This is a genomic window from Microvenator marinus, from assembly GCF_007993755.1.
In the GTDB taxonomy this organism is placed as follows: Bacteria; Myxococcota_A; Bradymonadia; order Bradymonadales; family Bradymonadaceae; genus Allomicrovenator; species Allomicrovenator marinus.
On sequence record NZ_CP042467.1, the window covers coordinates 2,191,523 to 2,213,427 of the forward strand.

At 55.1% G+C, this 21,905-nt stretch carries 18 protein-coding genes; 8 read left to right on the forward strand and 10 right to left on the reverse strand.

Going from position 1 to position 21,905, the window contains the following annotated elements; translation table 11 throughout:
• Positions 1-13 precede the first annotated feature (13 nt).
• From acnA to FRD01_RS09180, 4 genes are all read left to right on the forward strand, one after another.
• On the forward strand, positions 14-2,737 hold the full coding sequence (gene acnA, locus FRD01_RS09165; RefSeq protein ID WP_146959090.1) for an aconitate hydratase AcnA: 2,724 nt from the start codon (positions 14-16) through the stop codon (positions 2,735-2,737).
• A gap of 85 nt (positions 2,738-2,822) precedes the next feature.
• Entirely contained in the window at positions 2,823-3,512 is a 690-nt protein-coding gene (locus FRD01_RS09170) for a Bax inhibitor-1/YccA family protein (protein ID WP_146959091.1), read from the forward strand.
• A 72-nt stretch (positions 3,513-3,584) separates the two neighbouring features.
• A complete protein-coding gene (locus FRD01_RS09175; RefSeq protein WP_146959092.1) occupies positions 3,585-4,334 on the forward strand; it encodes a hypothetical protein in 750 nt (249 codons plus the stop codon).
• A 4-nt stretch (positions 4,335-4,338) separates the two neighbouring features.
• A complete protein-coding gene (locus tag FRD01_RS09180; RefSeq protein WP_146959093.1) occupies positions 4,339-4,953 on the forward strand; it encodes a hypothetical protein in 615 nt (204 codons plus the stop codon).
• A gap of 55 nt (positions 4,954-5,008) precedes the next feature.
• Here the strand turns inward: FRD01_RS09180 and FRD01_RS09185 are convergent, their stop codons facing one another.
• Both FRD01_RS09185 and FRD01_RS09190 read right to left on the reverse strand, forming a co-directional pair.
• Positions 5,009-5,338 carry a HesB/IscA family protein gene (locus tag FRD01_RS09185; protein ID WP_146959094.1) on the reverse strand — a complete coding sequence of 110 codons (330 nt, stop codon included), beginning with the start codon at positions 5,336-5,338 and terminating at the stop codon, positions 5,009-5,011.
• Between the two features lie 116 nt (positions 5,339-5,454).
• Entirely contained in the window at positions 5,455-7,158 is a 1,704-nt protein-coding gene (locus FRD01_RS09190) for an OmpA family protein (protein ID WP_146959095.1), read from the reverse strand.
• 198 nt (positions 7,159-7,356) lie between these two features.
• Here FRD01_RS09190 and FRD01_RS09195 point away from each other — a divergent pair, with 198 nt between their 5' ends.
• Positions 7,357-8,259, forward strand: coding sequence for a hypothetical protein (locus FRD01_RS09195; protein ID WP_146959096.1), 903 nt, complete (start codon positions 7,357-7,359; stop codon positions 8,257-8,259).
• Here the strand turns inward: FRD01_RS09195 and FRD01_RS09200 are convergent.
• The gene (locus tag FRD01_RS09200) at positions 8,256-9,932 is read right to left on the reverse strand and encodes a hypothetical protein (RefSeq protein WP_146959097.1); all 1,677 of its coding nucleotides are present in this window, start codon (positions 9,930-9,932) and stop codon (positions 8,256-8,258) included. The two genes, FRD01_RS09195 and FRD01_RS09200, sit on opposite strands and share 4 nt — an antisense overlap.
• Positions 9,933-9,994: 62 nt before the next feature.
• On the opposite strand from FRD01_RS09200, the gene FRD01_RS09205 reads away from it, so the two are divergent.
• A complete protein-coding gene (locus FRD01_RS09205; protein WP_146959098.1) occupies positions 9,995-10,663 on the forward strand; it encodes an SOS response-associated peptidase in 669 nt (222 codons plus the stop codon).
• A gap of 3 nt (positions 10,664-10,666) precedes the next feature.
• Here FRD01_RS09205 and FRD01_RS09210 read toward each other — a convergent pair whose 3' ends face one another.
• The 3 genes from FRD01_RS09210 to FRD01_RS09220 are packed head-to-tail and all read right to left on the reverse strand — an operon-like array spanning position 10,667 to position 13,991.
• Positions 10,667-12,757, reverse strand: a complete 2,091-nt coding sequence (locus tag FRD01_RS09210) for a vWA domain-containing protein (RefSeq protein WP_146959099.1) — start codon at positions 12,755-12,757, stop codon at positions 10,667-10,669.
• Positions 12,730-13,359 carry a hypothetical protein gene (locus tag FRD01_RS09215; RefSeq protein WP_146959100.1) on the reverse strand — a complete coding sequence of 210 codons (630 nt, stop codon included), beginning with the start codon at positions 13,357-13,359 and terminating at the stop codon, positions 12,730-12,732. Before FRD01_RS09215 ends, FRD01_RS09210 begins: the two co-directional genes overlap by 28 nt.
• Positions 13,356-13,991, reverse strand: coding sequence for a hypothetical protein (locus FRD01_RS09220; protein WP_146959101.1), 636 nt, complete (start codon positions 13,989-13,991; stop codon positions 13,356-13,358). Before FRD01_RS09220 ends, FRD01_RS09215 begins: the two co-directional genes overlap by 4 nt.
• 213 nt (positions 13,992-14,204) lie before the next feature.
• Between FRD01_RS09220 and FRD01_RS09225 the strand changes: the two genes are divergently transcribed.
• Positions 14,205-14,972 carry a phosphocholine cytidylyltransferase family protein gene (locus FRD01_RS09225; protein ID WP_249756136.1) on the forward strand — a complete coding sequence of 256 codons (768 nt, stop codon included), beginning with the start codon at positions 14,205-14,207 and terminating at the stop codon, positions 14,970-14,972.
• Between the two features lie 3 nt (positions 14,973-14,975).
• Here the strand turns inward: FRD01_RS09225 and FRD01_RS09230 are convergent, their stop codons facing one another.
• Together FRD01_RS09230 and FRD01_RS09235 are read right to left on the reverse strand one after the other, a co-directional pair.
• Complete coding sequence (locus FRD01_RS09230) at positions 14,976-16,823, reverse strand: protein O-mannosyl-transferase family (RefSeq protein ID WP_146959103.1); 1,848 nt, start codon at positions 16,821-16,823, stop codon at positions 14,976-14,978.
• Between the two features lie 38 nt (positions 16,824-16,861).
• On the reverse strand, positions 16,862-19,474 hold the full coding sequence (locus tag FRD01_RS09235; RefSeq protein WP_146959104.1) for a M16 family metallopeptidase: 2,613 nt from the start codon (positions 19,472-19,474) through the stop codon (positions 16,862-16,864).
• A 248-nt stretch (positions 19,475-19,722) separates the two neighbouring features.
• On the opposite strand from FRD01_RS09235, the gene FRD01_RS24275 reads away from it, so the two are divergent.
• The gene (locus FRD01_RS24275; protein WP_249756137.1) at positions 19,723-19,863 is read left to right on the forward strand and encodes a hypothetical protein; all 141 of its coding nucleotides are present in this window, start codon (positions 19,723-19,725) and stop codon (positions 19,861-19,863) included.
• Positions 19,864-19,869: 6 nt separating this feature from the next.
• Here FRD01_RS24275 and FRD01_RS24280 read toward each other — a convergent pair whose 3' ends face one another.
• Entirely contained in the window at positions 19,870-20,763 is an 894-nt protein-coding gene (locus FRD01_RS24280; protein WP_249756138.1) for a class I SAM-dependent methyltransferase, read from the reverse strand.
• 107 nt (positions 20,764-20,870) lie between these two features.
• Entirely contained in the window at positions 20,871-21,833 is a 963-nt protein-coding gene (locus tag FRD01_RS09245) for a transaldolase (RefSeq protein WP_146959105.1), read from the reverse strand.
• Positions 21,834-21,905 lie beyond the last annotated feature (72 nt).

Sequence of the window (21,905 nt, forward strand, 5' to 3'; positions counted from 1 at the left end):
ACGGAGCAAGCATATGACCAACCTCAAAGACAACGCAAAAACAACAATCAAGACATCGAGCGGCGAATTCGGCGCTTATGACCTTAACTCACTTGGGCAATTCGGAAATATCAACTCCCTGCCCTACTCAATTAAGGTCTTGCTTGAGGCGTGCCTCAGAAACCTGGACAACAAGGTGGTCTTTGACGAGCACGTCAAGGCCCTCGCCGGTTACAACGCAAAGGATGTTGGCGAGCAGGAGATCCCGTTCATGCCCGGCCGCGTGGTCCTTCAGGATTTCACCGGTGTTCCTGCTGTGGTTGACTTGGCGGCGCTTAGAAGCGCGATGGACCGCCTCGGAGGTGATGTCCAGAAGGTCAACCCATTGACCCGCGTAGACCTGGTGATCGACCACTCCGTTCAGGTCGATGCGTTTGGAACCCCGGGCGCCATCCAGATCAATAAGGAGTTTGAATTCGAGCGCAACCGAGAGCGCTATGAGTTCCTGAAATGGGGCCAGAAAAGCTTCGATAACTTCAGCGTGGTCCCACCTGAGACCGGTATCGTTCACCAGGTAAACCTCGAGTATCTGGCATCGGTCGTGCTTGAGAAAGACGGTGTCCTCTACCCAGACTCATTGGTCGGGACCGACTCACACACCACCATGATCAACGGCTTGGGCGTTTTGGGATGGGGTGTTGGCGGTATCGAAGCCGAGGCAGCAATGCTCGGTCAGCCAAGCTACATGCTGATTCCCGAAGTTGTTGGCTTCAAGCTGACCGGTAAGCTTCGAGAAGGTGCCACGGCTACCGACCTTGTCCTCTTGGTCACGCAGATGCTTCGTAAGCACGGTGTGGTGAGCAAGTTCGTGGAATTCTACGGCCCTGGTCTGAGCGCATTGACGCTTTCAGACCGTGCGACCATCGCGAACATGGCACCTGAATACGGCGCCACCATGGGCTTCTTCCCCGTAGACGAGAAGACCATCGAGTATATGCGTTTGACAGGTCGCGACGAGGCGTTGCTCGAGAAGGTCGAAGCTTATACCAAGCTCAACGGTCTCTGGAGAAACGACGACTACGAGATTGAGTACAGCTCGAGCATCGAGCTCGACCTCGGCGAAGTCCAGCCTTCCCTGGCTGGCCCCAAGCGCCCGCAGGACCGCATTTTGCTCTCCGATATGAAGGGTGAATTCCAACTGCATCTCGAGAAGACGTTCTCGCGCAAAGACGGAAAGTCGGTCCCAACGAAGTATGCTGGTGCTGAGTTTGACCTCACCGACGGTGATGTAGTCATCGCGGCGATCACGTCGTGTACCAACACGTCGAACCCCGCCGTCATGATCGGCGCGGGTCTCGTGGCCAAAAAAGCAAACGCTCTGGGCCTCAAAGCCAAGCCATGGGTCAAGACTTCTCTGGCACCTGGTTCGCGCGTGGTCACCGACTACCTGGATAAATCGGGCCTTACGGAGCACCTGGAGGCTATCGGCTTCTACACGGTCGGCTACGGCTGCACCACATGCATCGGAAACTCCGGACCACTCCCAGCTGAGATCGCGAAGTCCATCGAAGACGGCGAGTTGGTAGCTGCTAGCGTTCTCTCCGGAAACCGTAACTTCGAAGGCCGCGTGAGCCCGCACACACAGGTGAATTACCTCGCGTCACCACCGCTCGTAGTGGCCTATGCCCTTGCTGGGTCGGTCAATATCGATATCTATCGCGACCCAATCGGCAAAGACAAAGACGGAAAGGACGTCTTCCTCAAAGACGTGTGGCCAACCAACGCGGAGATCGCGCAGGAAATGGGCACTGCGGTGACACGCGAGCAGTTTGAGACGCGCTACGCTCATGTGTTCGAAGGTCCAGCGGAGTGGAAGGAAATCCCAGCTGCGGAATCGGCTGTGTATGGATGGCCGCCTGAGTCGACCTATGTGCAAGAGCCACCGTTCTTCATCAACATGCCTAAGACTGCGCCTGCCATTCAGCCAGTCGAAGGCGCACGCGTTCTCCTCAAGCTCGGTGATTCGGTCACCACGGACCATATCAGCCCAGCCGGCTCCATCCCCAAAGAGAGCCCAGCTGCCAAGTATCTTGAGAAGCATGGCGTCGAGCGACGGATGTTCAACTCGTTTGGGTCCAGACGCGGAAACGACCGCGTGATGACGCGCGGAACCTTCGGGAACATCCGTATCCGAAACCAAATCGCCCCTGGAACCGAGGGCGGTTACACCACGTATCTCGGACCGAACGAGACGCCCGCAGGGCCGTTCTCATGGCTCACCTACGACTCCGACGTCGACCCAAAGACCGGCGAAGTCTGCTTCGTATACGACGCTGCCGTGAAGTATCAGAAGAATAAGATCCCGTTGGTCGTGCTCGCCGGAGTGGACTACGGCATGGGATCGTCGCGTGACTGGGCGGCAAAAGGCACCTTCTTGCTCGGTGTCAAAGCAGTGATCGCGAAGAGCTACGAGCGAATCCACCGCTCAAACCTCATCGGAATGGGTGTCCTGCCGTTGCAGTACAAGGGCTCAGACACAACCGAGTCCCTCGGACTGACGGGTCACGAGACCTTCGATATCCAGATCACCGACGACGTCGAGCCGTTGCAAGACATCAAGGTCAAAGCCACGTCGCCGGATGGAAAAGTCACCGAGTTCGTGGCGCAGTGCCGCATCGATACCCCTGTTGAGGTCGATTACTACCGTCACGGCGGCATCTTGCACTACGTCTTGAGACGAATGGCAGGCCAAGCGTAGGCGATTGTACTTGACCTAAATTATTCGGGAATAGAATTATACGGCGCAGATATTTACACTGCGCCGTTTCTTTTTGGAGGAGACCATGGAAGCTCAAGTTTGGAACTCAGTATCGACCGCATCAACAGACGAGCGGGTCGCATTCATACGAAAAACTTACGCCCACCTTTTGTTCGCCATTCTGGCTTTCGTGGGTATCGAAGTCGCACTTTTTGCGACGGGCCTCGCCGAAGTCATCGCACAGACGATGCTTAGCGTGAGCTGGCTCCTCGTCCTCGGACTCTTCATGGGCGTGGGTTGGCTCGCGGATTGGTGGGCACATAAAGACACAAGCCCTGGCCTTCAGTACATGGGGCTGATTCTCTACGTGGTGGCTGAGGCGATCATCTTTGTGCCGATTCTCTACATCGCATCGGCGTACTCAGACCCAAGCGTGATTCCATCTGCCGCCGTCACAACGTTGCTGGTTTTTGCGGGCCTTACCGTGAGCGTCTTTGCGACCAAGAAAGACTTCTCCTTCTTGAGGTCAGGCCTCATGATCGCGGGATTCCTCGCAATCGGTCTCATCGTTGCGGCCTCTCTCTTTGGATTTGAGCTAGGCCTACTCTTCTCAGTGGCCATGGCTGGGCTGGCCGCTGGCTACGTCCTTTACTACACATCCAACGTGTTGCATCACTACAACACCAACCAGCACGTGGCTGCGTCGCTAGCTCTCTTCTCGGCGGTGGCATTGCTCTTCTGGTACATTTTGCGCATCTTCATGTCGCGCGACTAAGCACCACTAAACACTTGCCTTATCTCGGCATCCTGCGAAACTACGCGCACTGAGACTTTTGTTGGAGTGCGTGTGTCCAAGATATCTGGTTTTGCAATTCTTCTGGCATTGATTGGGGTTTCGTATTCACCTGATGCCCACGCTCAATACGTGGACAAGGATGATTTGGCGCGATTTGACTCAGAGCTCGATCGCGACTCGTTCATGGCTACCGCTCGATTCCGTGCGGTCATGGTGCCGCCCTTTCTACTCGGGCTGGCGTTTGATGAGCACGCCAACAACTGGCAGGACGGCACCACGAATTTCGCCTACGGCGTGGAGTTTTCGTGGCGCCGAAATCAGGATTTCGAGATTGGCCTGGCCATCGATTACGCGGACTTGAGCATGCCCGGGCAATTCTGGCTGGCGTCTGACGACCCACCAGACGATGCCGACTGGACCACCGTGGATATTGGACTCCTAAGCCTTGTTCTCTCTTCGTACTGGTTCTGGGACGTCAATGAGTGGTTCTCGCCCTATATTGGCGGGGGTATCGGCCCAGCTTTGGTCATCGGCGAGGTCAACAAATACAATCCGCGTCCGGGCACACCGTGCCGGTCGGCAGGTACTTACAATCCCCCAGGATGTGTGGGGGAGAACGGGGAACCCGACTTGGAAGCCTATTTTGACCCCGCAGAAAAAGAGAATATTCCTCCAGTTTTGCCCGTCTTGAACCTGACACTTGGAGCACGATTCAATATCTCGAAACACGGTGTGCTCAAGCTCGAGTTCGGCTTCCAAAACTACCTCTTTGCTGGCATTGCCGCGGGAGGACAGTGGTAGACACATGAAAGCATTTGTTTTTGTCTTATTCTCATTGATTTCATTCAATGCTTGGGCAACCGAGCCTGTACCGGGTCAAGAGTATACCGGCCCGCAGAAGTTCGAGTTGGCGCAACTCGGCCTCAGCTTTGACCTTCCGAAAGGATGGAGTGGCGGGATCCCGCCCGGACAAGAGATCTTCGTCATGGCTGCCCCTGGGGTTGAAGGTTTCATCTTCCTCAGCGTGAATCAGTCCTCTCAAGCTGAAATCACCCAAACGATGGCCGGCCAGATTCCCTTGGATGAAGGCATGGTGCTCATCCCGAGTGCCACTCCCAAGACCAAGAAGAACAAGGTTACCAACACATATACGGTGACGGGCACCGAGTACTCTGGTGAGGGAACGGCCATCATCGGCCCTGGCGGCGTTTCTCTGCTCGTTCTCGCGCTAGCTGCGCCCGCAGGTATGGATGTTACAAAGAAGGCCGCAAACGCCGTCATAGCCAGCGCAAAGCTCGCCAAACCGAAAGCCGCAAAGTCAAACGTGGGAAAAACAGGCTCCGGTCCCTGGGACGCGCCGCTCAACCTCAATCGGGCGACACGTGGAGCGTGGAGCTCAATCAAGTTGGGAACGAGCTGAGAATCAACGGTGTGAAGTGGTTTATCGATGGGGCGGCAGCTTGTAACTAAGCTTCTTAGACCGCGAAGCTCGTTCCGCACCCGCAACTTCTTTTGGCATTGGGGTTTTGAAACTTGAACCCGCCACCGGTCATGGTCGACTCGTAGTCCACTTCGGTTCCGGAAAGATAGAGATAGCTCTTGGGGTCCACGAATACTCGTACGCCATTCTGGACGAACACGCGGTCGTTATCTGCCGGGGTTTCAACGATATCGAGCACGTAGTTCAGACCTGAACATCCACCGGCTTTCACGCCGACTTTGACACCCGCACTTGCGGTGTCGATCTCATTCTCGGTCATAATTCTTAGGGCGTGTTTGGCTGCGTTTTCTGTAATCAAAATCATAGGTACCTCTCCATGGGCCATTTGGCCTAAACGTAACGCTCAAAGAGATACCCGAATTCCCCAAAATTGTACAATGGATGATGTACCCGCGGAGAGAGTCCGCGGGTACGACGTCGCTACTGCTCGAGAATGTTGAACTCGACGCGGCGATTCATAGAACGTGCAGCGTTGTTGCGATTAGGCGTCAACGGCTTGGTCTCGCCGTAGCCTTTGGCCACAAGACGGTCACCGGCGATTTCACGCTCCATCAAGTAGAGACGAACGGAGTCAGCACGCTCTTGGGATAGCACCATGTTCTTCTCGTCAGCTCCCACATCGTCGGTGTGACCAGCGATCTCCACCTTCTTGATGTCCGGGTTGCTTCTCAGAATGAGGGCAACCTGATCGAGCAAATTGAAGGACTCTGGCTTGATCTCAGCCTTGCCGGTCTCGAAGTAGACACGATCCATGATCTTGATGGCTTCGCCTTCACGAACCGCCTTGGTTTCCTTCGGAGGACAACCGTTGTCTTCTTTCAAGCCAGGCTCGTTGGGACACTGGTCCTCAGCATCAAAGATGCCGTCGTTATCGTTGTCTGGCTCCGGGCAGCCGTCTTCGTCTTGGAATCCATCCATGTCTTCAGCATCATCGGGACACTTATCCGATTCGTTCGGGATGCCGTCACCATCCACGTCCGGATTTGGGCAGCCGCCGTCTTCTTGACGTCCTGGCTCGTTTGGACAGTTATCATCAGCATCCAAAATGGCGTCGCCATCATTGTCAGGGTCAGGACAGCCGTTTTCATCCTCAAACTCGTCCATATCTTCGGGCTCGTTCGGGCATTGGTCGTCAGCATCAGCGATGCCATCGCCATCGTTATCGAGGTCAGGACAACCATCTTCGTCTTCAAAGCCGTCCAAATCTTCGGGGTCGCGAGGACACTCGTCTTTTGAGTTCGGAATGCCGTCTTTGTCGAAGTCGCCATCACGAGGCGACCATGAGACGCCAAGGAGCGCACGGAACTCTGGTGTTCCGACGCCGGGGGTTAGACCGGCGCCACCGGCGGTCATGATCGTGAATCCTGGGTCGATATTGATCTTCGCGCCGAGGAGGCCTTCGAGCGGTGTTTCTTCGCGCCCAAAGATCGAGCTGAAATCACTCTTTCCAGTAACTTCGGCGCCGAGTTGAACCATGCCTTCGAGGAACGCAAGTTCAGCACCTGTGCCAAAGACGACCTGTTGCGAGGCCTCAAAATCCTGAACTCGACGCGAGCCTTGCACAAGCACACCGGCATTCGCCGCAAGAGTGACCATGCCGAGTCGGACGTCGAACAAAAGTTTTGGGGTTGCGGTAAATCCACCGGACCCAACAAAGGCATCGCCTGAGCCTGTCGGAAAGGTCAAATCGATCATCGCACCTAGCCCGATCATCGAGTCTTCATCGTTGAAAAACGAAAACTTCGGCCTCAATGAAAGGTCACCTGCGGCAAATCCGCCGCGATCTTCGGCCTGAAAGGTCACGTCATTAACCAGATAGAGCGGCATGGAGAGGTCCACCTGAATCCACTCGGTCAAGCCGATTCCGGCCCCGAGGTGCAGCGCCATCTGCTGATCGACGATCGAATTCCGGGTTCCGTCGGGAAATGCCTCAGCCAATGGACGGCTCGAATAATTGAGCACCACACCGAAAGCAGGATCGAGGTGCTTGAGCGTGCGACCGTACTCCAGAGAGTAAAGTCCATGAGGCCCGACGATCGGTGAGAAGTTCTGAACGTTCAAATCTTGCGCGCTCGCGAGCGTCGGCAAGGTCATTAACAAGGACACCAAAAAGATTTTTTTCATTTTAAGATTCCCCACGCGGAGTGCGACTTTCCAAGCTTAACAGACCCCATGTTAGGCCAGATTTCCGATTTCTACACGAAAAACTTTGAGGAATTTTCGCAACACTTGCGAAAAACGTCCGAAAATATGTTTAGAGCGTGCGTTGCGCTCTCTTGAAACTCGAATAACGAAATTGAGGAGAACGTCATGGAATATGGCATGAAATCATATCTAGAGCTGGTCGAACACGGAAACCCTTTGCACCAGGAGGGTCCACAATGCCCGCGAGAAACTCTCTTGGAGTTGATCGACTTTTGCGAATATCGCCCTCCACTGGAAATGGCGAGCCCGTGGCGACTGGCGCCCGCAGCGGCTCGCGAGCTCGAGGAAGCCACAGGTTACGCACCTGAAGGAGGTTGGGGAAATTTCGTCACGCTTGCCGCGGCAGGCGGATTTTTTGCCGTCAAGAACGAGGGGATCTTATGCGTGTTCAATCGTCACACCGTCGAAAAGGAAAACACTGCCGCGGATGTTCAGAAGAAGCTCCTCGAGGGCTTTACGCGCTGGCTTGCGCCGCCACAAACCATGGCCGGACTTCTGGTGGGCCTGGGCCTGCATCCCATGTGGGGCCTGAGGGTGGCACACGAGGTCAGAGCGCGGCATTTCGGTGGGCACATGGAGCTCAAGGACTCCCGGATATTTCCACCAAACCAGCTGGCTATCGTCGAAGAAATGATCTTTGGCGCTATCGCGGCAATCTTCGGCGTGCTCCAAGAGCTTGACCCAAAGAAGAGCTATCCGGTGGACGCACTCGCCCAGGTGATCGCCGCGTCGATGCATAGCAGTCGCCTCACTCATGCGGAGAGAATCTCCAACGTGCACGGCGCACTGCCGGTGTTCGTTGACGAGGTCTCACGCTCAGGTTGTTATGAGTTTTCGTCGAGCGACTTCCTTCGTGCTGTACTGGTTCCCTCTGGGGCAGCCTGCCTCGTTCCGCACGAGCGGTTCGCGGTGGCTCCGGGTGTGTTTGAAGGTCTGAGGATAGGGATTTTGACCGAGGACGCTCAGCGCTCCTGCCTCGAATGGCTCAAAGCCGACTCGTGCGCCTCAATGGTGGCTTAGCGAGGAATCCCGTCAAAAACTGCGTTGATGGGCGTCCAGTCTTCGGACTGGGCGTCCCATCGACCGACTACCCAAAACTCGTCCACAGCATTGATCAGGCGAGTCATGCGCTCGATCTCTACGCCGTTTGAATAGACCTTGACGATGGCGCCGGCGCCAGGAAAGGCGAAGAGATTAGAGGCGTGAATTCCAATCTCCCACACATCTGCGCCAGAGTTCGAGACCACAACTTCTGGTCGATCGCCACTCCAGCTTGTGGAACGTACTTCCGCGCCATCGCATTTAGGCTGCAGGATATGACAATCATTAACTGAACCCCAACGGGTCGACTCGCCGTTCTGAGCCTTCGACACGTGAAGATCCAGATTCACACCTCGGCCGATGCCACCATCTTCCGGAATCAAATCTCCGATATTCTCCCACGAAAGCTCCACGTAAAAACGGTCAGTGGGTAGCGCCACGAAGCTCAGCTCCGTTGCATCACACGAGACGCCACTTTCCGAAACACTGCGTTGCGCGACGCGGTATCGGCCAATCCAGTCCGCGCGCACGATCATTTCGTTGCCAAAATTCGCGGTCACGACGCGCCCCGCAGCTGGCGACTGGTCAAGCCAGAGTTCCGCCGGGGTATCCTGCGATTGACTTTCTATGCGGGCGAGCGCACCGGGTGATACCTCGAGCTCGGCAACTTCTGACAACTCTTGCCATTCCGGATCTGCGAACACCGTCTGTGCCACGTCTTCATTCACACACGGCCCGATGACCCGCCCAGAAATCTGCGAGTCAATCTTCTCTCCCTCGTCCAAATACAAGGTGGCATGCCCACTAAACTCGCCCACGGCCGAGGGAGCTTGGACCAAGAGCTCCACATGTTCGCCAGGTCTCACCTCGACCGGCAACTCAAGCTCGGAGGAGATCTCTAAGTCGCTCGTGAAATCGAGCCACGTTAGTTTTCGAGTCCCACAATTTTGAAGCCAAATCGACTGAGTATCTCCAGGTTCAACGAAGCCCATCTCGAGCCGAGGCGTAAGAGAAACGCACGAATTCTGGGTGGTAATGGGAATGGAATACGTTGAAAAACTCGAGGTGATCAGTCCAAGCTCCACGCTCCCCTGAACCTGGCTTAGGCCCGGTGCCGGACGATACTCCACGATGAGCGTTGCCGAGTCTCCGGGCGCCATCCTCAGACGCTGTACAGCGCTTTGAAGTGCAAAGACCGGCTCTCCATCGGGCTTTAAAGGCCCACGCACTTTGACTTGCTCCACGACCAAGACCTGTGTGCCACAATTCACGATGGTCAACGGAAGACGCTGCGTCTTGTAATCAGCCTGCACTACAAAGCTCAACTCTCCCGAAGAAATCGAAAACGGCTGGCCCTGATCACACGTATTCTCAATCGGTGTGCAGGTTCCGTCGACGCATGAAGACTGGTCCTGACAAACACGCACATCAAAATCACTGCCTAACGGGTCGCAGAGAAGGACCGTCTGCGAGCTGGTACAAACTTTGGAATTGGGCTCACATACTTGAGGAGTCGGCGGGGGCAGCGGATCCGGCAAAGGTTCCGTGGTGATGCCTGGAAGGTCACAGCCAGACGCGAACCACAGGAGGATCAAGAAGACAATCGCCACCCCACGGCCAGCGTATGCTATTTCTGAATCCTGGTTCCTCATCTGGTGCTCCAAAAGCTCTTGATAGTATACGTGAGGATGAAGATTAGTAAAAAGGTGCAATTATGTGTGGCCGTTTCACGCTCGCAACGACACAGGATCAGTTGAGTTCCACCTACGGATTGAGCATGGATCCGCCCGCTCCGCGGTTCAATATCGCTCCAACACAAGATGTTCTTCTGGTTCGAAAGACACCAGAAACCGGGCTGACGGGTGGCGTTGCTCGTTGGGGCCTCGTGCCCGAATGGGCCGATGACCTGAGTATTGGCTCAAAATGTTTCAACGCGCGCGGCGAGACGGTTTTAGAGAAGCCTGCGTTTAAGGCAGCAATCCAAAGGCGACGCGGCATCTTACCAATGAGTGGGTTTTTCGAATGGACCGAGAAGTCTCGGCGCGCATGGTACATCTTTGGAGAAGAACTCCTGAGTGCTGCAGCTATTTGGGAGTCTTGGACAGACGGCGACCAGGTCGTTGAATCCTGCTCGATGCTCACGCGGCCAGCAGATGACTTCATGGCTGAAGTGCACGACAGAATGCCTGTTTTTCTGAGCCCGGAGGACTTTGAACCATGGCTCGACGACCACCCGATAGGGACGCCTGAGATCCAAAGCTACCTTCAGAAATCGGTGCCATTAGAACGCCACGAAGTTGCGACAAAGGTCAACGATCTCAGCCAGGACTCATCAGAGCTCATCCAGAAGATCGACCCCATTCAAGGCTCGCTTTTCGGCTAAATGTTATTGAACACGGAAGAAGAGCTCACCGACCTTGTAGATTTCCCCGGCGTGAAGGCCAGTGGTTCCGCCTTCGACCACGGTCTCCTTCTTTGGGTCAAACTTGTTGACCTTCTTGAGTTCGGCCCCTTCGGACGCTCTGATCACCATTTGATTCTCGCCCACGGCTTCGATGACTGCGGCTTCAGCACCCGAAGCGAGGAACGATTTGGGCCCACCAATCCTAAGCTGGGCGTTTCGCCTGAAGCCCCGACGTGCGCCGGCGATCTCTCGGATCACACTGCGATTTTTGTCGAGCCTATCGAGCGAATTGCCCCAGTTTATGCGGGCGTCTGGCGGGAAATCGTGTGGCGAAAGGAACCCGTGAATCAAGAAGATCAAAAATAGGATGGCCAATGTGGCAGCCAAAATCTGAATGATGAGGTCTCCCCAACGCTCCCAGAACGTGAGCGGCACAATCCGTACCGAATAAGGAATTTCCACCTTCGCAGGGCCAGACTCAGCACCGAGCAGGCCGATACTCAACGTAGATTGAACTTCGCCCCCTTCGTGGGCTTCAGATGTCTTTAGTCGAATCTTGAACTTTAGATTTCCGGGCGCAATCTGGGCTCGTGAAGGCTCTAAACTAAGGCCTGATTCGCCTGTCAAAATCTCCAAGTCAGAGGAGCTCAAGATGGTGGAGCCTTCCAGGTCGATCTCATGCTCCCCAGAAAGCTCGCCCGCCTTGACCTCTCCAAAATCGATCGCGTCTGCGTTCGCGACCTTGAGCTCCACACGAGTGATTTCAAACGAGCGTGATTCTGCCCCTTTATTGAGGCCTGATTTCATGCGTGCACGGCCGTTTAAGGTCCAGACGCCCTCGGCGGGAAACGCGTTCATGGCCTTAAGACGACCATCGGCGCCGAGCTGAGGACTTAGCGCCATCGACTTCCCGTCCGGCCCTGTGGCCTCAAGGGTGGCCACCACACGTTTCAAGAATTCCTGGTCTTGAATCTGCGCCCCGTCCGGGTCCAGAAGGACCATCCCGACCTCAATCTCTTGCGCCCCAAATTTCGGGACCCCAGTGTCCTTGACCTCAAGCGTCTCAGCGCCCGTAGAAGCCGCATAAAGCCTCGGGTTCAGACCGTAGTTCTGAATGAGCAACCCGTTGACCTGGCCTGCTGAATCAACCAGAAACTCCCATTCGCCGGCCGTCGGGTTCTGGAGCCGAATCACGGTATAATGGGCGCTTCCTACGGATTGGGTGGAGAGATAGTACTGGTCTTCCTTGGTCTCAAACGGGGCGCGCCCAAGAGGCAACGCGAGGCTTTTTGCGTCGGGCCCCACGGCCCTCGTGACTCGGATGGGTTTATCGGACGTGAGGATCAGCGAGGCGTCGAGCACGTAGGAATCCACGTCAGCTTTGATTTTGCTCTCGGAGACCGTCAGAGGAGTGGCTTCACTTCCGACCAACCGCGCGAGAATCGTGGCAAAGACTCCCGGGAGGTCAGCTGCCTCCTTGGCCCGGAAATATTCGCCGTTGGTGGCCGAAGCCAATAGCTTCAGGTCGCGCTCTGGGTCCTCGTTGGCGGTGGCCGCATCGTCGAAAAGCCCAACCGAGAAGACCTGAATGCCAGCGGCTTTTAGGTCTGAAACGGCCTTGTCGAGCGCCTCGACTTGCTCAGGGCGTATCGGACACATGCCGTCCGAGAGAAAGAGCAGCGCCTTGGTGTTTGGGTCTGTGGTGAGTTTCTTCGCTGCGAGCCCGAGGGGGCCGGCACAATCCGTTCCGCCATCGAATCGCAATTCCGAGAGGGCCTTCCTCGCTTTGGATCGCGCTGCACCGGCAGCTTGATAATCGGAGAGAGTGTAGCGTCCGCGGCGCATCGTCTCGATCCCCACCGTGGTGTGGTCAGAGAGCACGTCTAAGAAAATCATGCCCGCGAAGATCGAGAGGCGTTTCGGGTCGTTGTCGACCATGCTTCCGCTTGAGTCCAAGACCACCTCTAAGGCGAGTCCCTTCTCTTGAGCAAAGGCCGCGTTACCCCATAGACAAAGGAGGAGCGCAGAAATGAAGCCGATGACGCCTAGATTTCGAAGATGGACGCCACGCATTCTAATAAGACCTCACACTCGCCTTCCAAACTAGCAGCCTCTTCACAAGGCAAGATACGCTCAAAACTCTCTTCAGTAGTGGTTCGAGCAAGCTGATAACACCCCTGAAAAACCTCAGCACGGGTTTCTGAATCCACTTCGCACGAGTCCATAGATTCGATGATTGCGTCGCAACGCTGGGCCCGCTCTTGAGGGAGATCCAAAGACTGGTAGCAAAGCGTTGGGGCATCGCCGGAGAGGATATCTTCACAGGTAAGGTCTTGGATCACACACTGCCCAAATCCAATGACCGCTTCGTCGCTCCAGGGGCAAGGAAAAGCCTCATCACAGACGCCCGCGAGGGTCAGCTCACAGTCGCCAACGCAGCCATCATCTTGAGCACCGCACCTGCGAATTCGTTCACACATGGAGGGGCAATCAAAGTCTGCAATGGCAGATTCACGGCATACCCCCGCGAAGCAGGTATGGCCCGGCCGGCAATCGCTATCGCGACCGTTGCAGACTTCTAGCGCGCTTCCCTGCTTAACCTCTTGGTCAGCCTTACAACCCGTTAGGGCTAGTGCCGAGGCGACGAATAAAACGACGAAGAGAAGACGCATCACGCCGGGTCCTCACTGTTCAAGGTTGCGTTCCCAAGGTCGATCTCAGGATCCAACGAAAGTTCCTCATTGAAGCATGTTGCTATCCCTGAGCAGATGCCTACTTGAAGGGCACTCTCGCAACGCTCGAGTCTAGACCATGCTGCCTCGTCTCCGGTACGTGCGAGGCGATAACACGCGGTCTGAAGAGCTTCAAAATCAGCGGAATCAGTGCATTCACGCGCCCCACCGACCAAGAAGTCGCATTGAGTCCTTCGGTCTGGGTCGAGCGGAATTCGTTCGTAGCAAAGCTGTGGCACAAACGAAGTCTGAGCCTCCTCGCACGTGATATTCGCTGCGCACTCGCCGAAGAGTTCTTTTGCCTCGATACTCCAGTCTCGGGTGGTCGCACGGCAATCCACCACACACGAAGATTCGGCTGCCCCGCACTCATCAAGCCGAGCGCACACGGCGTCGCAATCGTTGGAGGGCTGTTCACCCGCGAGCTGGCAGACACCTTCTTCGCAGACCAAGCCCGGCCGACAATCGGAATCGCCTAGTTGGCAGAACTCATTGACATCGCCTTGTTTGACTTGCTCCCCCGCTGTACATGCGGCCAGGACTCCAACAATGGCAAATAAGAAAAAGCGCTTCATGCCGCTACTCCAGAATAGTTCGAAGCATTGCTAACATACTTCTGCCTCTAGTGCGAAGTTTCCACCCCGCACTTTACCACTCACACCGACATCTAAACCACTGAGCGATGAATTTTCGCCCTTTATCTGATTTCAGATGGAAATGCGCGGAGACGTCACTAAAGGTTAGCCTCGAAAATAGTGTTTCAAACGAGTTCTCAGATGAGTTCCAAAATGCAAAAGAATCCAGTTGAAGATGCGTTGTTGATGGTAGCCGGCACGGGTTCGCGGCTTAGGCCGCTTACAGACAACGTGCCGAAGTGCCTGATCGAAGTCGCTGGCACCCCCATCATCATCCGACTCCTTCGCCAACTTCGTCAAAGCGGTATCAAACGAGCACACCTCGTGACGGGATACCTCGACCACGTTCTCGTTGAGCATCTGAGCGGGGTTCCTGATCTTCCGGAGCTGCATTTCACGCATAATGAGGCTTACGAAACGGCCAACAATGCCGTCTCCCTGCTCTCCGCTATGGAGCATATGGAGCCTTGCTCGTTTTTGCTCTGCGACGGCGATATCTTGGCGCCAAACGACGCGTGGATTCGCGACCTTATCACGGACCCTCGTCCAAACGTGCTCGCCGTTGCGCTGCAGCTTCAGGGCAAACTTGGCGAAGAGGAGATGAAAGTCACGCTCGAGCCAGTGGATGTCCCCTGGTATTCGCGCCGAGTCGTGGCGCTCTCCAAGGCCATTCAGCCCCTTTTCGCCCATGGCGAATCCATGGGAGCTCAAATCATCGACAAGTCGATGTTTGCGCCGCTCTTGGAGCGCCTCAGAGGAATGACGCCGGCCGAAAGAAAGGTGTTCTACTATGAGGATGTCTTTGCACAGCTGATGACCGAAGGTCACGATTTCTACACACTGGCAATCCGCCCAGGGATGTGTACCGAGATCGATACCGTCGAAGACTTGGCTCATGCCGAGTCCCTCATGGTATCCTGACCGCTACTTCACTGTGAAATGGGTCACCATCGTGGGTTGACCGGGCACGATAACTTCGCAGCGCCATTCACCAGGCGTCTGTTGGTCGATCTCTAAGAACTCCCAACTCATATCCGTCTTGGGCGGAAGCGCGTGGTTCGGGATCACAACTTCTTCGTTGTTCGGCCCAAAGAACTTCCACGTGCCGTTCATCTGCGGGTTGTTACGCCACTCCGCGACACACGCGATTTTATCCTTACCGCCTTCGTATTCGTACGAAGAATCGTAGAAGTAGGTACCTGAGCGGAATCGCTTGAAACGTGCGCTGTAAATGTGAACTCCGTGACGCTGTGCACGGGCATCCGGACGTCCGCGCACCACCTCAAAATGCCATCCTCGGTTGACCGCAAACGAACCGCCGACGTTATACGAACCGTTGAGCATTACGTAGAAATTGATATCGGGATTGTTCTCGATCAACCACTGCTGCCAACGTCTCGAGGCAACTACATCTTCGTCTGGCCACTTCACCCAATCGAAGTGATCGCGGAACCAATCGCGGTACCATGTCTTGTTCGCAAGCCCGAACATCACCGTATCGATGGGCAACATTTGTTCGCGCTCGGGATGATTCACAAAACGCTGGTACCACATGGGGAAACTATGGCCGTCAACGGATGTGAAGATGATGGACGGATCCTGCATATCAGCAATGACCTGGGAACTCATATCCTCGGCCAGCGCTTCGCGCCACTGGTTGACCGAAGAGCGCCACATCAACGCCCCAATCCAAACCAAACATCCGAGAAGCAGCCCGTGAACCATATACTGTTGCTTCTCCGTGAATCGCTGTTTGACCAACCATTCGATTCCCACACCGGCTCCAAGAATCACCAGAAGGTGCATGGTGGTGTAATACGTGGAGATATCGTTAATTGTGTAGGTCGCAACGTAGACCAAATAGGAGACGAACCCAATGACGAGGACCACCAAAAACCGCCATCTCTTGAATGCCATTTCGATGGCGCCGAGCACCGCCATCACGAAGATCCCCGGGAAATAGGCGTTCTCCGTGTTTCGCACAAAATCATTCATGTTTTTGGCGATTTTAGAGGTCCCTCGGAAAATCGAGTATTCCTGCCCCGTCACGTGAAACCAAAACCGCTCAAACGTCTGGGGATCATTCCACGAGATCCTATCCCCTTCATTGGCCATGGCTTGCCACGGAAGATAGAGGTAGACGGAAGCACAGGCGGCCGCGATCCCCAGGAAAATAGCCACGTTCTTGGGCTTCAGAATCGCCTTATAGTCTGTCACCATTAGCCCAACGACCACCGGAATGATGAGCAAGGCGGTGGTCAAATGATTCGTCAGCCCCAGGCACACGAAGAGCACCGCGAGCCGAGCCTGTTTGATGTCCTTTGTGGTCTGATAACGAAGCAACCAGAGCAGCGCCAGAGACACGCAGAGGCCGTGAAGCGCATAGACCTCAACGCGCGTGGCCAAATAGGCGACGGTCGCTCCGAAGACCCAAACCAGGCTCAAGACCGCCGAAAATGCCTGGCGAACCCCAAGCTCCCGACCCAGATTGTACATCACGCCGGCCGTCAGAGCCGTGGGCAGCGCTGAGAGCATGAAGGCCACGTTGTAGAACGGTGAGATAATCGGAAGCTTGCTCGGAATGTGCGCGAGCATCGTAAAGAGAGGATAACCGCTTGGGTGTGGTCCACCCAGCAAATACGCGGCCATCACAAGCTCCGGACCATCTCCGTAGGTAAACTTCACCCGAATCAAAGACGCGAACCAAATCAGCGGCAAGAGCACCACCGCGAGCTTAATCTGCGTCTCTCGGTCTTTCCAAAACTCTTTCATTTAGAGCCCTATATAAATCCATTAATTCTGCTTTCGGACTACTCGACACCAATCTTGGCCAAGATATCCGCGGGCACTTCGTGAGCCTCGGGCTTGGTGATCGCAACCACGGAGTGTCCGGGCTTCAAATATCGATTCACAAAAGACTGGATGTCCACGATCGAAACCTCGGAGATTCGGTCGGAATACTCCAAGGTCTTCTGATGGCCAAAACCATAGAGCTCATCAAGTGCAAAGGACATAGCGCGGGAGCCGTACTTCTGCAGGCCGATATCGTGATTTCCGATCAAATACGTCTTTGCGCGCTCCAACTCATCTGGCGTTACGCCATCATCCAAAAGGCGCTGAACCTCACTGTAGATGCCGCTCAGAGCCTGTTCGACCTTCTCGGGACTCGTCCCGATATTGATGGTGAATGTGGAGCACTCAAGTCCCAAGAGCATGGACGCATAGACGCTGTAGGCTAGACTTTGACGGTCACGAAGCTCGTAGAAAAGCCTGCCACCCTGGCCACTTAAGATCGCGTAGAGCACTTCCATGGCATAACGAAGAGGGTCTGCCATCAAGGGGGCGTGAAAGCCCACGGTGACGTAGGCCTGCTCTTTCTCAAGATTCTGCACCGCCAAGAGTGGTGAAGTATGAACGGGAGGAGTCGGCAGGTTGACGCCCATGGACTCTTCGGATTCGGTCCTTACGAACCACTTTTCAACCAGCGCAGCCACGTGTTCCGCTTCAACATCACCAACGGCTGTGAGAACAAGCCCAGAAGGGCGCACGAGCTTCTTCAAGAAGGTCCGCGAGGCTTCAGCGCTCAATCCCGAGATGCTCGCCTCGGTGCCCTCTACCGGCATTCCGTAGGGATAGTCCCCGAAGAACGTGCGCATGAACTGCATGGAGTTCACGTAGCCAAGCTGGTCTCGGCTGGAACGGATCCCTTGAATCTGCAACGACTTCTCACGCGCAAACTCCTCTTCGGGGATGATCGAATCAGTAAGGCATTCACCAAAGATATCAAAGGTCTTCTCGAAGTATCTAGAGAGCCCTGTGAGTGCCATGCCAAATGAGTTTCGACCAGAAATGCCGCTCAGACCGCTCGCCATTCCCTCCATTCGACGCGCAATATCCACGGCACTGCTGCTCGATGTACCCGAAGTCACGAGCTCAGAAAGTAGCCCGCTGATCCCGTTGTTCTGAGGAGTCTCAAACCGAAGGCCACCCAGGGTCAGAGCGCGCATCGCGAAGGTCGCGACGCTCGGGTCCTCTTGAACGATAAGATGAGGACCGTTTGGAAACTTCACGGATGAGAATCCGCCGTTGGACTGCATCACACCGATATCGGTTGCCATAGTCTCCACGCGCTCAAACGCCTCGAGAGCCCAGGACTGGAGGTCATCAACCGAGACGTCGGGGCTACTCGCCGAGCGCATGAGCACCGCTGTTAACTGGTCGGGTGTCAGGTATTTTTGCGCAACTCGAACCAAGTCTTTAGGAGTAACCTTGGCGATGGCTGCGTAATAGCGTTGGTCAAACTCCGGATCGCCGGTGACCAAATCTCCACGGCCGAGCTTCATCGCGAGCCCCTCAGCGCTTTGCTGCGAATAGATTTCCTGACTTTCTATCTGAACGCGGGCGCGCTCGATGTCTTCGATTGGCGGGCTTAGGTGGCGGAAACGAAACACCTCTTCGAGGACTGTTTTCACAACGGCTTCGTGAGATTGCTCCTCGAGTTGGTAGTCGGCTCCCACCATGAAGATCCCAGAATCCTTGGGTGTGTAGGACATGGAATAGACGGCGTTGACCAGCTCTTTTTCACGCTGAATCACGTTGTAGAGGTGAGACGCGTTACCTGCGCCCATGACAACGCCAAGAATATCGAGCGCCGGGATATCGTCGTGAAGCACGCCTGGAATATGCCAGGACATTCTCAGGTGATTGTCCTGAATATCACGAGACTCGACCTTTCCTCGGAACGACTTTTGGGTGGGCTCCTCAGGACGCGCGACCTTCTTCCGGCCTCCAGCGACCCAATCACCAAAATACTTGTCGACCAATGCCCGCGCGCCGGCTTCCTCGAAATCACCGACCAGAACCAAGGTGGTATTATCTGGACGATAGTGTTTGGAGAAGAAGGAGACGACGTGGTCTCGGGTAAACGAATCGACCGATTCTTTGGACCCGATCACTGGCAATTTGTAAGGGTGAACTTCAAAGGCTGTATCAAAAAGCATTTGACCCACGACGCGTTGCGGTGAGTCGTTCCCTCGCTTGATTTCCTCTTGAATCACTTCGAGTTCACGGCCGAGCTCATCGGCATCAAAGGCCGAGTTCCTGATGGCGTCGGACAGAATGTCCACGCCGGTCTCGAAGAAACGCGAGCTCATCACGACGTAATAACAAGTTTGGTCGAACGAGGTAAACGCGTTGATATGGCCGCCCGCGGCTTCCACATGGCGAGCAATCTCGCCCACGCCTCGACGCTCGGTTCCCTTAAAGAGCATATGTTCATGAACGTGGGCCAGTCCTGCCTCGTGCGGCTCTTCATCCGCGCTACCAACATCGACCCACACATTGCAGGCCACAACGGGGGCGCTTGGACGCGCTTGAAGAATCACCCTGAGACCGTTTTCCAATTGATAACGAACAACTTCCATGGACTGCCCTCTACACTCACCAAAGCGGCGAGAAAAAAATCTGGCACACTATGGCTTGTCGTCTGGTCAGGGTCAACCGGGCGCACCAGAAATGAACGTCAATTCATTGACACAACGAATATGCTCGCACCCGCATGACGCCTAGCCCTCCACGAAAACCGCACAAGCCCTTGAAATATAAAGACTCGTGCCTATGTTCTATCTATACAGTTGAGGAATGGCCCTCTCTGTGTCCCTTAGGAGGCACTATGAGTAACCAAGAGTTTGAAAACGTCTTTGCAGAGGATCGCAAGCGGAAGATGATGTACGCCGCCGTAGGTGTGACGTTGCTTATCGCACTCACAGCTTTCGGTGTTTACTTTGGCACCATGGCAGCTACGGCGGGCTAATCAGATTCACTGAGGCTTTTTAAAGCGCAAAGTCATACGGTCGCTCTCACCAATCGCGACGTACTTCTCGCGGTCTTGATCCCCGAGTCGTAGCGAAGGTGGGAGTGTCCAAACCCCTTCCGGATGGTCCTTGGTGTCTTTCGGATTAGCGTTCACTTCGGACTTCTCGTCCAAAACAAATCCTGCCTTTTCGGCAAGTTGAACTACGTAAGACTCAGGGAGGTAGCCTTTTTTGGCCCATTCAAGGGGGTCTCCTTCTTCAGGTGCGCGGTGCTGGACCACGCCTAGTACTCCGCCTGGCTTAAGGGCATCGAAGGCGGCCTTCATCACAGCTGCATCATCACCTTTGCCATCACGGGCCAAACCATGAAGGTTTCGGAACGTCACCACAAGGTCCGCCGTTCCTGGCTCACCCAACTCTACGCGCTCACCCGGGATCAAGTATCCCTCTTCCACAGCTGTGCCGTACACTGCGGCATGTGTGGAGAGGTGCTCGTTGAGGGCCTTTCGAATTTTGACACGATACGCCTCTGGGTCCCCATCGGCTACGGCATTGTGCGCGAGCACGAGTTTGCCTCCACCTTGGGCAAGTGTTGGTCCGAGAACACTGGTGTACCAGCCGCCTCCTGGCCAAACTTCAACCACGCGCATATCCGACTTGAGGCCGAAGAAGCTCAGAGTCTCAGCTGGATTGCGGAATTCATTGCGCACTCGCCACTCACCACGATGCTCACCATCCACAGCGGCGGCCAAGTATTCAGCGGTCTTGTCGGTCTCAACTTCTGTGGGCTCAGTCTGCGTCACCTCTTGTGGCTCTTCAGCAACACTCTCCTCGGACACATCCGGTGAAGATGCACATCCAGCCAACAAAGCGAGTCCTAAAATCCAAGATACTTTCATTCCTTCTCCTTTTTGTGTTCTCAAGAATAAAAAAGTGCCCTCCTAATCTCATAGGAGGCGCCTTTATTCCCAAAATGTTGAAAAATTTTCGCGCACGAACAAATGACTCAGAGGAGCGCGAGTAATTGAGCCTCCAAGGCTTCCTGAGCGGCGGCAAAGCTCTTGATGCCTTCATCGAGTTTTTCAAAAGCCATCCGGTCCTCTTGGTGCATCCGGTCAAAAGTACTCTTGTCCATGGGGATTCTGTCGATCGTCATCGCCTCTGACTTCTTGGGGTCGAGCTTGCGCGGAAGCTCCCCGGACGAAGACTGCAGTTCCTCGAGCAACGACGGAGCGATGGTCAAGAGGTCGCAGCCGGCGAGCTCGGTGATTTCACCCATATTCCTGAAGCTCGCGCCCATCACCTCGGTCTGATAGCCGAATTTCTTATAATAATTGTAGATTTCAGTGACCGAGAGCACACCAGGATCTTCAGCCGCAGGATAGCTATCGCGCCCCGTTTCCTTCTTGTACCAATCGAGGATACGACCGACAAAAGGCGAGATGAGGGTCACGCGAGCCTCAGCACAGGCCACGGCCTGGTGAATGCCAAAGAGCAAGGTCAGGTTGCAATGGATACCCTCCTTCTCCAGCACTTCCGCGGCCTTGATGCCTTCCCATGTGGAGGCAATCTTAATGAGAACACGGTCGTTGGTGATGCCGGCCTCATTGTAGAGACCGATGAGGTGACGCGCCTTCTCGACGGTTGCTTCGGTATCGTAGGAGAGCCGGGCATCTACCTCCGTGGAGACACGGCCTGGAATGATTTGCAGGATTCGTTTTCCGAACTCGACGGCGAGCAGGTCGATAGCCATCGCCACAATCTCAGCTGGATTGGTTGCCCCTGATTCCTTGGCCTGAGAGAGCGCTGATTCCACAACGTCTTTGTACTTATCCATCCCGGCAGCAGCCTTGATGAGGGATGGATTGGTTGTGGCATCTCGCGGGGTGAACGCCTCGATCGAGTTGATATCACCCGTATCTGCAACCACCACAGTCATCGTCTTAAGTTGTTCGAGCAAATTAGGCATGTTCGTGTCCTCGTGTTGTTCGCCGCAGAGGTCACCGAATCACACCCATTTTGTCAACGTCGAACTCGTAGC